We start from the raw sequence: 12386 nt of genomic DNA, 5'->3' as shown, positions 1-12386 counted from the left end.
TTTGGTGTCTACTGCGGATATTCCATCATTAAAAAGCAGCCGGAATATCGGTCGTCAATCATAATGAGAATTACAGGCTCCCGCAGTTCGTCGAGGCTTTCATCGTAGAAGAAGTCATAAGATTTCATCAGGGCTAAATTGCCAATGATGACTTCGTGCCCGTTTACAAATCCTTTGATACCATAACCAGGTATCTCTTCAAATTTTTCGACCTTGTAATCGGATAGCGTGATACCCGGAAGAAATTTGAGCAAACTGCTTGCTATACGGTGCGTGGAATGGGATTGCATTGCTGCCGTATAAGCAATCACGATTTCTTTTTCGGGTACTGCACATTCAAAGGAAATTACATCAAACAGGCGGTTGCTTTTGTAGGCTGTATCTATATCTGCTGAATAATGATTTTTTATTGCCATTGTCATATTATTTTAATTTACAAGGCAAAATTATCAGTCGGTTTTGGGAACCTGGTTGCAAATACAAACAGCCATATCGGGAAATATGGCTGTTTGTAAATTTAAAGATGAGTATCATAAAATATTATTTTGTTTTAACGAACCTCGAACATTCGTTGCACATTCCTTTCATTACAAAATTGATACTCTCCAACAAAAATTTGTCGGGCAACTGGATAGGCGGAATGGCAATACTTTCGAGGCAGAAGGTATTCTTGCATCGGTTACAGTTAAAGTGCACGTGCAAGTCGCCAACGGTGCACATACAGTTATCGCTGCAAATAGAATACTTCATTGCGCCGGAGCCATCATCAATAGTATGAATGAGTAGGTTATCGTGAAAGAGGGTCAACGTCCTGAATATGGTCGATTTATTGACCGTTTCCAGTTCGGTTTCCAAATCAGTCAGGCTGAAAGCCTTTTTAAAGTCAGACATTCTTCTAAAGATTAACAGCCTAACCGAAGTTGGTTTTATGTTCCTGCGCAATAGTTTTTCTTCTAAATCTTTCATTTTGTCATTGTCGGTTTTAGAACCGTATTTAAAATCTAATGTAAAATTATAGAAGCTGCTATGCACAAGTATTATAATTTCCTTTGATAAATTTGTGATTTTTACTGTTAGGTTTTATAGGTAATGGATATAACCTATTTCGGGCAGGTATTTACAGTCTTCGCAGTTGTCATACGCAACGGTTGCTTTTTCGGGTTGGTCAAAATTGATTTCCAAAAACGCATTAGAAAATAACGCATATGGCGGGTATTCCGCAATGTGATTTTTCAGCATCTTGTGGGCTTCTACCACTGGTGCTCCGTAGAGCTTCTCGAATTTCCCGATTTTGTATTTGGTAAATTCCCCGTAGTGTACAATTATCTTTAATGATAAAGGAATTTCTATTGCCAGTTGTAATGCGAGGCGTTTGCATTCCTTTTGAAAATCGTTGTACATCTGTTCTATCTGCATCAATGTTTCTTCAAAGGTGGGCAGGTTGTGGTACTTGTAAAAAAGTATCGCATCGCCCTCAACCTCGGAAATTTCAAGGCAAAGGATATTGCTATCCATTACTGATTTGAGCAGGCTTTCTGTTATGTATTTTCCAACAAACATATTTGATTTGATAACGAAATCCGTAAAGCCTGAAATGTCGGGTATCATTATCATACCGTTTTTATTGGCAGTATCGTGTTGCATTTATATCATCGTATTAACCATTAAAAATGCAGGGGCTTGTTACCGTCCCCCGCAAATTGAGTGTATCTCACTCCAACAAAAACTATTTTATCTGCCCAGTAGCTTTGTGGTACACAGCTTCGGCTATTTTGTACCGTATTTTTGCATCCAACATATTGCTGTATGCTCTTTGCCAAAGCGTTTCAGCTATCAGCACATCTTCTCCGGTAATGGTTCCGGCTTTAAAGCGGTCATTGCTCAACTTCAAATTTTCGTCGGCTTCAATTAATGACGCCTGCATCAAATCAATGTTATTCGCCTGCAATTGCAGATTAAGCATTGCGTGCTCAATCTCCACCGTGATTTGGCTTTTCAGTTCTTTCAAACCGTATTCAGCCGAACGTATATTAGCTTCCTGCTGTTTTACTTTTTCTTTTCTGCTACCCCAGTCAAAAACCGGGATTTTCACGCTTAGCATACCAAAGTAGGTTAGCATATGGTTTTTGGTCGGGTCGCCAAAGTTAATACCCTCTTTTCCAAAGGCAGCCATTCCATTGAGCGATAAGCCTACCGATGGTTTCAGGTCGGCTTTGAGCATACTTTTGGTAAGCTGGCTCATTTTAATGCCATTGGTTGCCAACTCAATTTCCGGTCGGTTCGCATCGACAGCATCCAAAACACCCTGCTTAGAAAAGTCGCCCGTACTCAATGTATCGGCTACGTCTATACCTGTTGGGGCTTCCATCCCGATTAACTGGCTCAATCTTCTTTTTGCCAGGATGAGCTTATTCTCCGCAGCCTGCAAACGGGCTTCGTTTTCATTCTGGAGCACCTTTGCCCGCAATACATCGTTTTTGTAAATCAATCCTGCCCCAAACTGGTTGTTCAGGAATGTATAATGCGAAGCCAGTTGCTTTTTAACCTGCTGTTCCAGTTTGATTTCTTCCTTAGCCTGCACTAAAAGCCAGTAAGCGGTTTCGGTAGCCAGTAATACTTCGTCTTCCACCAATCGTTGTTGCGCATTGCTCATCTGTATATTGGTTTCTGCCATCTGCTTGCCGTACTTAATCTTACCGCCTGTGTAAATCGGCTGTGTAACGCTGACCATCGGTGCAAACCCGTATTCGGGCAGCATTGTGTTCAATGGCTCGCCAAAGTAAAAGGCGGTTGCCGAAGCATCCAGTTTTGGTCTGCCTGCCACATCCGCAATCAGCTTGTCGGATTGGGTGGCAATTACGTCTTCTTTAGCTTTGCCTATTCTGTTATTGTTTTTTAATGCCAGTTCTTTGCTTTCCGCAAGGGTTAGCTGCTGTTGTGCAAAGAGGTTGTTTGTTCCCTGCAAAAGAACGAAACCGCATATAAAAACCTTTATGACTGTTTTATATCTTTTCTGTAACATAATCCCTTTTTATGATAAATATTTTTGGTGGTGAACATCGGTATCGGTATTGCGCTCGTGCTGTTCATCCGATTGTTTGTTTTTAGGTGGTTTTACGAACCTGTAATACAGTACCGGAACGATAAATAATGTGGTAATCATTGATACCAGAATACCGATTGAAATGGTACTTGAAATCGGTCCCCATTCCGGCGAGCCACTCGCCATTAACGGTATCAAACCGATTGCTGCCGCCATTGAGGTAAGGAAGATTGGTCGCATTCTTCGTTTAGCTGCAAACAGGGCTGCTTCTCTAATCGTATGACCGTGCTCCCTTACCAGTTCATCTGCATAGTCCACGAGGATAATCCCGTTACGGACTACGATACCCAGTAAGGCGGTAATACCGATGATTGCCATAAACCCGAACTCGTACCCTGTAAGGAACAAGCCCAACATTGCGCCCAGTAAACTCAACGGGAACGAAGCCAGTACAATGAATACTTTACCCACACGCTTGAACTGGAATAACAGCACAAGGAAGATGAGAACGAAACTTATCATAAAAGCCTTTCCCATTTTGGGACCGCTTTCCAGTCCATCCTCATACTCGCCGCCGTAGGCAATCTTAATGCCTTTAGGCAGTTTCAGGCTGTCAATTTTAGGCTGTACTTCTGCAAATACTTCTGCGGGTTTTCTGCCCAACTGCGCTTCGGAAGAAACGGTTAAGGTTCTTAACCCGTTACGGTGTACAATAGCCCCAGTATGCCACGACGGTTGTAAATCTACCACCTGCTTTAGAGGAACCTTAGCACCGAATGTTGAATTGATGTACATATTGCCCAAAGCATCCAGATTTTCCCTGTCGCTTTCGTCTGTACGCAATACAATGTCGATGGCTTTATTGCCCTCCCACATCTGCGATACCGGGTATCCTTTTATCTTTGCACCCAATGCCTGTGCTATCTGCGCTTTGGTAACGCCCAAACGCAAGGCTACATCTTCTTTAACCACGGCTTTCAGCCCTACATAATCATTCTGATAATCGGTGCGCACCCAGTTAGAACCTTTAGTGTTTTCCAGTAATGCTGCAACCTGCTTGGCTACTTTTTTCTGCTCGGTCATATCCTTGCCAATCACACGGATTTCAATCGGTGCGTGCTGCTGCTTCTTGCTTAGCTGCCTAACCCGCACATAACCGTTCGGCAGGTAGTTGTTGAATTTCTGTACATACTCGTCTATCATTTCTGCCGTTGCATCTTTGCTTGTGGTATTGATGAATACCTGCGCAAAGTTTTCCCGTGGGTGCTCCGGTGCATAGGTAGAGTAGAAACGTGGCGAGCTTGTACCGATAAAACTTGCTGTGTTTACAATGCGCTTATCGCCTGCAATTTCCTTTTCTATCTTCTTAACGGCTGCTTCGGTTTCGTGGATATTCGTACCGTTATCCATCCACAATTCAAGGTTGAACTGGTTTCTTTCCACGATAGGGAAAAATTCGGTTTTAACCTGACTACCTACCACGAAAGACAGTAAGAAGATAACCAAACCTGCTACCAACGTAGTTTTCTGCCATTTCATACAGAACTCGATTGCCCGGTCGAAACCGTCCTGCATCCGGTCTAAGAAATTGCGTTTTTTGGGTTTATCATCGTGCTTTTTCAATCCTTTTTTCAGGAAGTGGTAACACATATACGGCGTAAGGAACAAGGCTACAAGGAACGAAACCGCCAAAGCTATGCTTACGGTAATCGGTATCCATTGCACAAACTCTCTCGTAAGCCCGGTAAGCGTAAATGCCAACGGCAGAAACGATAGGACAATGGTAAGCGTAGCCGTGAAAATGGGAACCATCAACTGCGTGGCACTCTGCCAGGCGGCAGTCCACGACGGTATTTTTTCGTCCACTTTCTCGATGTAATTATCCACTACGATAATGGCATCATCGACCACCATCCCCAGTACGATAATCATTGCCGCCAAACTAACCTGGTGCATTTCGATACCCAACAAATTGAGGATAGCAAATGTTACGGCAATGGTAACGGGTGCTGCAATGGCTGAAATGGTGGCAACCCTGAACGGCAGCAGGAGCATTACGACCAAGATAACGGCTGCAATGGCGATACCGAACTCGATAAAGAAATGCCCCAAATTCATATCAACCACTTCGGGTTGGTCAACAATGGTGCTGACCTGCACATCTGATGGCAGGATTTCTTTTACTTCAGCAACTTTCTGTGTCAGCGCATTACCCAAATCGACAATGTTCTGTCCGGGCTGCATTTCTACGGTCAGCATCATTACATCGTTTCCTGAAACGGTAATTTTGCTTTTCAGGTCTTCATATCTTCTCTCGATGTTGGCTATATCCCGCAAACGGATATTGCCGCCCTGCGGGGAACTATATACAATCAGGTTCCCGATTTCATTTTCATTCTGATACTGCGCATCCGTGAAAATAAGGAAACGGTTTTTGTCAATTTCAATATCGCCACTCGGAATAGTTACATTCTGTTGGCTTAATGTGTTTGTGATTTCGTTGATACCGAAACCGTATTGCTTCAATACATCTTCTCGCAGGGTAATAAATACCTGCTGCTTCTGTCCGCCGTAACGCTTGATTTTGGAAACGGACGGTATCGTCTTAATGCCGTCTTCCAGTTCATCCAAATAGTTTTCCAACTGGGCGTAAGAACGACCGGGGGCTGATACGGCAATCATCTGAACAACCACATCGCCGAAATCGCTGTTCACATACGGTCCCTGTACGCCCCGTGGCAATGCTAAAGGCATATTGGCATCCAAACCGTGCTGTAAAGTATTCCAGAATTTTTTGGTGTCCTTTACATAGTCCTGCAATTCTACCGTTACAACCACCTGTCCGGGCTTACTTTCCGAATGGGTTTTTTCTTTTTTGATTTCCTCGAAACCGAACAGGTATTGTTCCAGCTTGTCGGTTACTTCTTTCTCTATCTGCTCTTCGTCGGCTCCGGGGTAGAAAGCCACAACAAGCCCCTGTCTAACTGTTACACGGGGGTCTTCACTTCTCGGCATCGTCATTAATGAAATTAACCCGGCAAACACCATAATAACGGTAATCGCTATCGGTACTTGCGGAAATTTCATTGCCGCTTCAATGAGGTTTATCTTTCTTTTCATAAATTATTCAGATTTTGGGGCTGATGCTGTTACCGATGTAGTTTGCGCTTTTACTTTCTGCCCGTCTTTCACGTTATTTTGCCCGGCAAGGATAATGGTCTGGCTTTCGTTAAGACCATCGGTTATAATAACCGCATCGCCTACGATTTTGCCCACTGTAACCCTCGTCAGCTTAGCGGTGTTGTTCTTATCTACCACGTACACGTGCGGGATTTTATCTACATTGTTGATGATGGCGGTAAGTGGTACACGTACCTGCTTAACCTTTACCGGGACGCCTGCAAGCACTTCGGTAATCATTCCCGGCATCAGCACGCCGCCCGGATTGTCCAAGCGTACTTTAAGGGTAAATGCTTTTGAAATTTCATCGGCTACGGGATTAATGATGGTGATTTTACCCGTGAAATTGCGTTGCAATGTAGGAATATTCACATCTACCTGCATCCCTTGTTTAAAGCTGCCGATTTCGCTTTCGGGTACGGCAAACTGCGCATATACCATATCTGTTTTTACAATGGTAAAGGCAGGAACGCCCGGTGCTGCCATACCGCCAACCTCGGCAGTTTTCACGGTAATTATACCATTGGTAGGCGAATGCAAACGGCTGTCGGCAATGCGCTTGCGGTTGATTTTTTTGTTGGCTTCTGCCTGCGCTACTTTGGTCTTGATGTCGATGTAATCCTTTTCAGGGAAACTTCCTTTTTTGTACAGTTCATCAAATCTTCTGAACGCATCCTGGCTCTGCTCTAAACTGGCATTGGCAATCTGCAATGCCGCTTCGTACTCGGTGGCATCAATGCTTGCAAGAAACTGTCCTTTGCTCACTCGCTGCCCCTCATTTACACCCACACTGTTAATCGTGCCGGGAACGGCAAAACTTATGGTAGTCATATTGTCGGGAACAATGGAACCCGAATAGGAAACGGATTGCTCGGTTTCCGAACTGTTGATAGTGGCTACGGTTACTACCGGAGGCTCATCTTTTAACTGTTTTTCTTCTTTTTGTTTGCAACTCTGTATCAATCCGGCTCCGATAAGGAAGAGGGATAACAAACCAATTTTACTTGTTCTCATCTTACATTTATTTTGTTACGCTTCTTTGTTTAGTTAAACTTTGAAAATTTTAAATACAGGGGCAAAGGTCGGGTTACAGCTAAGGTGCAGCTATACGAAATGACGGGTAAAAGTTGTGAAATTTACTTTTTTGATTTGGTGGTATCTGCCTGAAACAAACAGAGCTACTGATGTTTCAGTAGCTCCGATGCCTGCATTAAAAAAATAGCAAAATGCTTGGGGGATGGATTGGAAAACCCTTAATGCGGGGGTTGCGCTTCGTCCATCTGCATAGTAACGGCTTCCCCGTGTTCCTGCTTTACCTGCTTGAAATAGCTTGATGTAAAGCCCGTGTGTTTTTTCAACTGGTTGGAAAGGTATGCCTGACTGCTGTACCCCAGTACGTGGGCAATCTCGGTCAGCGACATTTCGGTATGTACCAAAAGGTCTTTTACCTTTTCAATCTTCCGACGAATGATGTACTTTTCGAGTGTAATTCCCTCCACTGAAGAGAATAAGGCACTCAATGTATCGTAGTTCTTGTGCAGCTTGCCACTGATTAAGGTTGTGAATTTGGTAGGTGTGCCGCTTTGCAGTTGCAACGTGATACCTTTCTCCACCAACTCTTTTATCCTGTTTATTGTCTTTTGGTTTTTGTCATACATCAGTTCCAAGCCGATGCCTTTCAGCATCGTTTTGATTACTCCCAACTTCTGCGAAAAGTCTGTCGTATCCTTTATGATGGCTTGCCCCAGTTTTATATCCAAAACCTCAAAACCCAAAGCTGTCAATTCCTGTTCAAGAACATAGGTACATCTATTGCACACCATTCCTTTTATTAATAGTGTCATATCTTCTAAAATGTATAAGTTCCTTTATTCAATGGTCAAAATTCTGCATTTGCCCCCGACAAACTATTATGATATTCCGGCTTTGTTTTGTGAAATTTTATGAAAATCGGTGCAGTAACATTAAATATCATAAACTAAATAAGGAAAAGTACATAGCTACTTCCGACCATCTTACGGAATTTTGTAATAGACAACATCCGTATAAAAATGAAGAACAAAAAGAGCAACGAACATCAGGTTTTAAAGGTGCTGAAAGATTACAACGCAGGTAAAAGCGGACTGGAACTTTTCGAGAAATACGGCGTTTACGGCACGAACATTTTTGAACTGAAACACAAATACAAGGATTTAGGGATGGATATTCTTGTAGAATTGGTAAATTTAAACGAAGAAAACAGCAGGCTGAAAACAATGTATGCCGAACTGTGCATACAGCACCGGAAGCTCAAAGACCTGCTGAAAGAAGATTTCTGACAGGACAGTCGGGAGCGGTAAGCAGCAATTTAAAATACTATTACTATGACAAATGTAACGTACAAATACGCTACGGTTTTGGTAGCAATACAGAACCTACGCAACGAGGGGTATAACGTGGATTTCAATCTCGAAGAGAACTGTTTAATCTGCGGCGATAACAAATATACCATTGATGATTTTGAGATTGAGCAGGTCTATCGCTATGAGGGCGAAAGCAACCCAAGCGATGAGGCTACGGTGTATGGCATTGCCTCGAAAGACGGTTTAAAAGGAATTTTGGTTACGGCTTATGGTGCTTATACCGATAGTATGAGTACGGCAATGCTCCGCAAACTGGCACTAAAAAACGATTAAGATTTTAAAGTATGATAAAAGTGTTTATAGCCGGAGCCACCGGGTGGGCAGGCTCGGCAATCGCAAAAGGTGTTTATAACGAAAAAGGAATGCAACTGGCAGGCGGCTTGTCACGCTTCAATAAACAAGAGAATTTAGCCGAAATCCTGGATTTCGGAAATGATGAAATCCCATTGTTCGGAACCATAGAAGAGGCACTGGAGCAAGTGGATTTTGATGTACTTGTCGAATTTACCAAACCAGATATTGCCAAAAAGAATATCCTGTCAGCCTTAAATAAAGGAAAAAAAGTTGTGGTGGGTACTTCGGGACTTACTAATGAAGATTATACCGAAATAGAAAAGGCAGCCAACGATAATAACACTTCAGTACTTGCCGCAGGCAACTTTGCCATTACAGCCGTCCTGCTATTCAAGTTCGCTTCTATTGCTGCGCAGTATATTCCCAATTATGAACTCATAGACTACGCAAGCCAAAACAAAGTGGATGCGCCGAGCGGCTCGGTAGCGGAACTGGCGCATCGTTTGTCGGGCATACAGCAATCGAATATTACGGTTCCCGTTAAGGACACCATTGGCAGCAAAGAAACAAGGGGTGCAGATATTGAGGGCGTACAGGTGCACGCTGTAAGGCTTCCGGGTCACGTGTTGGGTATTGAAGCCATCTTTGGAATGCCGGACGAAAAGCTGATTTTAAGGCACGATGCGGGAAACAGTGCCGAACCTTATGTAAAGGGCGCAATCCTTGCCATCGAAAAAGTAAGCACGTTCAAAGGGTTGAAAAGGGGTCTTGATGCGGTAATGGATTTCTAAAAAAACAAAGTGCAAAATAATAGCTGAAACTGATATTTTGCCTTTTTTCTATACCCGGTATTTACTGCACCGTCACACAAACATCGGCATTCATCGGGTAGCTTTGGCAAAGCAAAATTATTCCCTCTGCGATATCCTGTTCTGTCAGTGCCCCGTTATGGAGCATCCGAACTTCGCCATCGGTTTTTACTGCCCAACAAGCCCCGCAGGTTCCATTCTTACAGGAACTCGCCACTTTGATATGGTGCTCTTTCATCGCATCCAGAAGCGACTGCTTCGGCTGTACCTCAATGAGCGATGTGCATTCATACGTTTGCTTTTCCTCGTTCTCGTAGTAGTCCTCGTAATAGTTTACAATCACATCTTTAACAGTACCGTCCGTTTCCAAATCGCCCGCATTCCCCGGAACCGGGTCGAAGTATTCCAAATGGATATGGTCTTCGGGAATGTACAAGCCCGTTAAGGCATCCTGGTACAAATCCATCAGCCCGTTGGGTCCGCAGATGTAATAATGGGCTGCAGCAACATCGCCAACCAGTCTTTTAATGACCGAACGTAAAACAAGCAGATTGAACCTGCCTGCAACGTGGTTGAGTTTGGTGGAAATAAAATCAGGTGCAGTAAAGGAATAACAAATATTCAATTCTTGCGCTGCCTGCATCGCTTCCAGTTCATTCCAAAATATGGTTTCTTCCGGTGTTTTATTGCTGTACACCAGTAAGGGTATCCGATTGCTGTTTTCAACGCTTTTCAGCATTGCGTATAACGGGGAAATACCGCTACCGCCTGCCAGTAAAACAATTTGGGATTGCTCGGCTATCGGTTTTTCTAAAACAAAGCTGCCAAATGGGGCTTCTATTTCCCAGGCTTCGATGTTGTCTGCATTATTTAAGATGTAATTGCTCATCTTTCCACCTGTAACCCTTTTAATAGTAATGGCGGGAAATTCGTCAGACGGCACAGAACTGAACGAATACGAACGTATGAGCAGTTCGCCGTTTACGGTAAGCCTGATGTTGAGGTACTGACCGGGCAGGTAGGTAAACGCCTGCTGCTCCGTGTCAAAGTATAGGGTAATGGTATCTTCGGTTTCCTTTATAATTTTATGTGTTCGCCACGTGTATTTCTTCATCCCTCGGTTTTTAATGTCTTGCATTGCTGATAAAAAGAAAACCTCTGCTCCTGTACACAAAGCGAGGTTTCATAAAGACTTCTATTTAAAAGTTTGCTGTTCTGATAATTATAGTTCGTTTTGCTTTTCCTGTTGTCTTCTGATGATTTCGAGCTTGTTTTTTCGTATCTGCTTAAAATGGGCAGACGTTAATCCCGTATAGGTCATTAATTGCTCGGACAGTTCCGTCGGCTTTTGATAGCCTAACGCCTTTGCGATTTGTGACAGCGATTGCTCGGTGTACACCAGTAACTCTTTTACCTTTTCGATAATGCGCCTGATATAGATAATTTCAAGGCTCATATCATATTTAACAAGGAACAGATTGTTCAACTGGTGATAATCTGCTTTCAATTCGTTTGTAAGCTGTACGGCAAACGGTGCAGATTTACCTGTGTCCAACCTGTTCTGTATAATCCGGTCTGCTACATTGCAAACTTTCGTCATTATCTCCGAACAGTCGCCTGAATTTTGTTTCTGTAACATTGCTTTTTATTTATGGAACGAGATTTAACTGTTTCATACGCTGGGTAGCTTTGGTAAAAAATACCGGAGAAGTACTGGTGTGCTTGCTCCGGGACTGTCCAAAACTTATCCGCAGCATCCTGTTGAACAACTTGAAGCCTTTCCGCTGTCGTCGCCGCCAACTTTGTAGCCTGCTTTTTCAATCGCCTCAACCAACTCTTCTTTCACTTCGTCGTTTTCAACTGAAACAGATAATTTTCCTGCTTCCAGTTTTTCTACTTTAATGCCGTCAATGTCTTTGATTGCTCCGTTTACTCTCGACTGGCAGTGTGCACTTTGCATATCTGGTATGCTTAATTCTACATTTTTCATTTGAACTTATTTTTTATTGTGATACAAATTTCCGTATTAAACGAGGTGTTACTATTATGGTATTCCCTGTAAGATTTGTGATTTTTACTGATTTTGAAATCGCCGTGTTATTCCACGATTAATTTACCTTTCATATAGATGTAATGACCGGGAAACGAGCACAGGAAATCATACGAGCCTTTTGCCGGAGCCGTAAAGGTAATTTCTGTGGTTTGCCCACCGCCAATCATATCCGTTTTTGCGATTACGGCGTTTTCCATTCCTTTAGGTATGTAGCCGTTGTCCTTAGCATCTATCGCAGCATTGGCAAAAGTGTTGAAGTCTGTGCCCTGGGCAAGTATAACAACATTGTGCCCCATTGCCTCAATCGGTGCTTTTCCGATGTGCTTTAAAATGAGCTTTACGGTTTCGCCTGCTTTGGCTTTCAGTTCGGTTTTGTCGAATTTCATATCATCGCCGCCGCTAATGGTAATTACATTTTCGTTCCCTGTTTCTGCGGGGGCAACTGTTTCTTCTATTACAGGCTGATTGCTCTCCTGTGTGGTCTTGTCTTTTTGCTGATTGTTGTTACAGGCAGTAAATGCGATTACCGACAATGCTAACACTAACTTTTTCATTTCTATTTGAGATTTTATTTTGTTATCTGATAGTGCAAATTTCAGTACATA

General features: G+C 43.1%; 14 protein-coding genes. 3 read left to right on the top strand and 11 right to left on the bottom strand.

The window, feature by feature from the left end; translation table 11 throughout:
* Window positions 1-8: 8 nt before the first annotated feature.
* From RTX21_RS14600 to RTX21_RS14570, 7 genes are all read right to left on the bottom strand, one after another.
* A complete protein-coding gene (locus RTX21_RS14600; protein ID WP_146193372.1) occupies window positions 9-416 on the bottom strand; it encodes a hypothetical protein in 408 nt (135 codons plus the stop codon).
* A 124-nt stretch (window positions 417-540) separates the two neighbouring features.
* Window positions 541-1032 carry a Fur family transcriptional regulator gene (locus tag RTX21_RS14595; protein WP_219071566.1) on the bottom strand — a complete coding sequence of 164 codons (492 nt, stop codon included), beginning with the start codon at window positions 1030-1032 and terminating at the stop codon, window positions 541-543.
* A gap of 48 nt (window positions 1033-1080) precedes the next feature.
* A complete protein-coding gene (locus RTX21_RS14590) occupies window positions 1081-1644 on the bottom strand; it encodes a DUF2652 domain-containing protein (protein ID WP_066439821.1) in 564 nt (187 codons plus the stop codon).
* 82 nt (window positions 1645-1726) lie between these two features.
* Window positions 1727-3022: a TolC family protein gene (locus RTX21_RS14585; RefSeq protein WP_066439822.1), complete on the bottom strand. Its 1296-nt coding sequence runs from the start codon at window positions 3020-3022 to the stop codon at window positions 1727-1729.
* Between the two features lie 9 nt (window positions 3023-3031).
* Complete coding sequence (locus RTX21_RS14580; RefSeq protein ID WP_066439828.1) at window positions 3032-6163, bottom strand: efflux RND transporter permease subunit; 3132 nt, start codon at window positions 6161-6163, stop codon at window positions 3032-3034.
* 3 nt (window positions 6164-6166) lie between these two features.
* Window positions 6167-7237: an efflux RND transporter periplasmic adaptor subunit gene (locus tag RTX21_RS14575; protein WP_050377138.1), complete on the bottom strand. Its 1071-nt coding sequence runs from the start codon at window positions 7235-7237 to the stop codon at window positions 6167-6169.
* Between the two features lie 239 nt (window positions 7238-7476).
* The gene (locus RTX21_RS14570) at window positions 7477-8067 is read right to left on the bottom strand and encodes a helix-turn-helix domain-containing protein (RefSeq protein ID WP_066439830.1); all 591 of its coding nucleotides are present in this window, start codon (window positions 8065-8067) and stop codon (window positions 7477-7479) included.
* A gap of 207 nt (window positions 8068-8274) precedes the next feature.
* On the opposite strand from RTX21_RS14570, the gene RTX21_RS14565 reads away from it, so the two are divergent.
* The 3 genes from RTX21_RS14565 to dapB are packed head-to-tail and all read left to right on the top strand — an operon-like array spanning window position 8275 to window position 9710.
* On the top strand, window positions 8275-8541 hold the full coding sequence (locus RTX21_RS14565; RefSeq protein ID WP_050377136.1) for a hypothetical protein: 267 nt from the start codon (window positions 8275-8277) through the stop codon (window positions 8539-8541).
* Window positions 8542-8586: 45 nt separating this feature from the next.
* Window positions 8587-8898, top strand: coding sequence for a hypothetical protein (locus RTX21_RS14560; RefSeq protein WP_066439832.1), 312 nt, complete (start codon window positions 8587-8589; stop codon window positions 8896-8898).
* A gap of 11 nt (window positions 8899-8909) precedes the next feature.
* Window positions 8910-9710 carry a 4-hydroxy-tetrahydrodipicolinate reductase gene (dapB, locus tag RTX21_RS14555; protein ID WP_066439833.1) on the top strand — a complete coding sequence of 267 codons (801 nt, stop codon included), beginning with the start codon at window positions 8910-8912 and terminating at the stop codon, window positions 9708-9710.
* Between the two features lie 61 nt (window positions 9711-9771).
* On the opposite strand, the gene RTX21_RS14550 is transcribed toward dapB, so the two are convergent.
* From RTX21_RS14550 to RTX21_RS14535, 4 genes are all read right to left on the bottom strand, one after another.
* Window positions 9772-10842 (bottom strand): flavin reductase family protein, encoded by a 1071-nt coding sequence (locus RTX21_RS14550; RefSeq protein WP_164467814.1) that lies wholly within the window; start codon window positions 10840-10842, stop codon window positions 9772-9774.
* A 108-nt stretch (window positions 10843-10950) separates the two neighbouring features.
* Window positions 10951-11367 carry a helix-turn-helix domain-containing protein gene (locus RTX21_RS14545; RefSeq protein WP_109568750.1) on the bottom strand — a complete coding sequence of 139 codons (417 nt, stop codon included), beginning with the start codon at window positions 11365-11367 and terminating at the stop codon, window positions 10951-10953.
* Between the two features lie 105 nt (window positions 11368-11472).
* Window positions 11473-11718 (bottom strand): heavy-metal-associated domain-containing protein, encoded by a 246-nt coding sequence (locus RTX21_RS14540; RefSeq protein WP_066439837.1) that lies wholly within the window; start codon window positions 11716-11718, stop codon window positions 11473-11475.
* 107 nt (window positions 11719-11825) lie between these two features.
* Window positions 11826-12335: a plastocyanin/azurin family copper-binding protein gene (locus RTX21_RS14535; protein WP_066439840.1), complete on the bottom strand. Its 510-nt coding sequence runs from the start codon at window positions 12333-12335 to the stop codon at window positions 11826-11828.
* Window positions 12336-12386: the final 51 nt, after the last annotated feature.

This window comes from Epilithonimonas sp. (genome assembly GCF_032054305.1).
Classification (GTDB): Bacteria; Bacteroidota; Bacteroidia; order Flavobacteriales; family Weeksellaceae; genus Epilithonimonas.
Note: the sequence above shows the minus strand (reverse complement) of the source record. Positions and strands in the feature narration are given on the sequence as shown.

What these genes read in the sequence shown, in the direction of transcription:
- RTX21_RS14575 (WP_050377138.1), bottom strand. Translation starts at nt 7,237, where the DNA reads ATGAGAACAAGTAAAATTGGTTTGTTATCCCTCTTCCTTATCGGAGCC.
- RTX21_RS14570 (WP_066439830.1), bottom strand. Translation starts at nt 8,067, where the DNA reads ATGACACTATTAATAAAAGGAATGGTGTGCAATAGATGTACCTATGTT.
- RTX21_RS14540 (WP_066439837.1), bottom strand. Translation starts at nt 11,718, where the DNA reads ATGAAAAATGTAGAATTAAGCATACCAGATATGCAAAGTGCACACTGC.
- RTX21_RS14600 (WP_146193372.1), bottom strand. Translation starts at nt 416, where the DNA reads ATGGCAATAAAAAATCATTATTCAGCAGATATAGATACAGCCTACAAA.
- dapB (WP_066439833.1), top strand. Translation starts at nt 8,910, where the DNA reads ATGATAAAAGTGTTTATAGCCGGAGCCACCGGGTGGGCAGGCTCGGCA.
- RTX21_RS14590 (WP_066439821.1), bottom strand. Translation starts at nt 1,644, where the DNA reads ATGCAACACGATACTGCCAATAAAAACGGTATGATAATGATACCCGAC.
- RTX21_RS14565 (WP_050377136.1), top strand. Translation starts at nt 8,275, where the DNA reads ATGAAGAACAAAAAGAGCAACGAACATCAGGTTTTAAAGGTGCTGAAA.
- RTX21_RS14560 (WP_066439832.1), top strand. Translation starts at nt 8,587, where the DNA reads ATGACAAATGTAACGTACAAATACGCTACGGTTTTGGTAGCAATACAG.
- RTX21_RS14580 (WP_066439828.1), bottom strand. Translation starts at nt 6,163, where the DNA reads ATGAAAAGAAAGATAAACCTCATTGAAGCGGCAATGAAATTTCCGCAA.
- RTX21_RS14585 (WP_066439822.1), bottom strand. Translation starts at nt 3,022, where the DNA reads ATGTTACAGAAAAGATATAAAACAGTCATAAAGGTTTTTATATGCGGT.
- RTX21_RS14535 (WP_066439840.1), bottom strand. Translation starts at nt 12,335, where the DNA reads ATGAAAAAGTTAGTGTTAGCATTGTCGGTAATCGCATTTACTGCCTGT.
- RTX21_RS14550 (WP_164467814.1), bottom strand. Translation starts at nt 10,842, where the DNA reads ATGAAGAAATACACGTGGCGAACACATAAAATTATAAAGGAAACCGAA.
- RTX21_RS14545 (WP_109568750.1), bottom strand. Translation starts at nt 11,367, where the DNA reads ATGTTACAGAAACAAAATTCAGGCGACTGTTCGGAGATAATGACGAAA.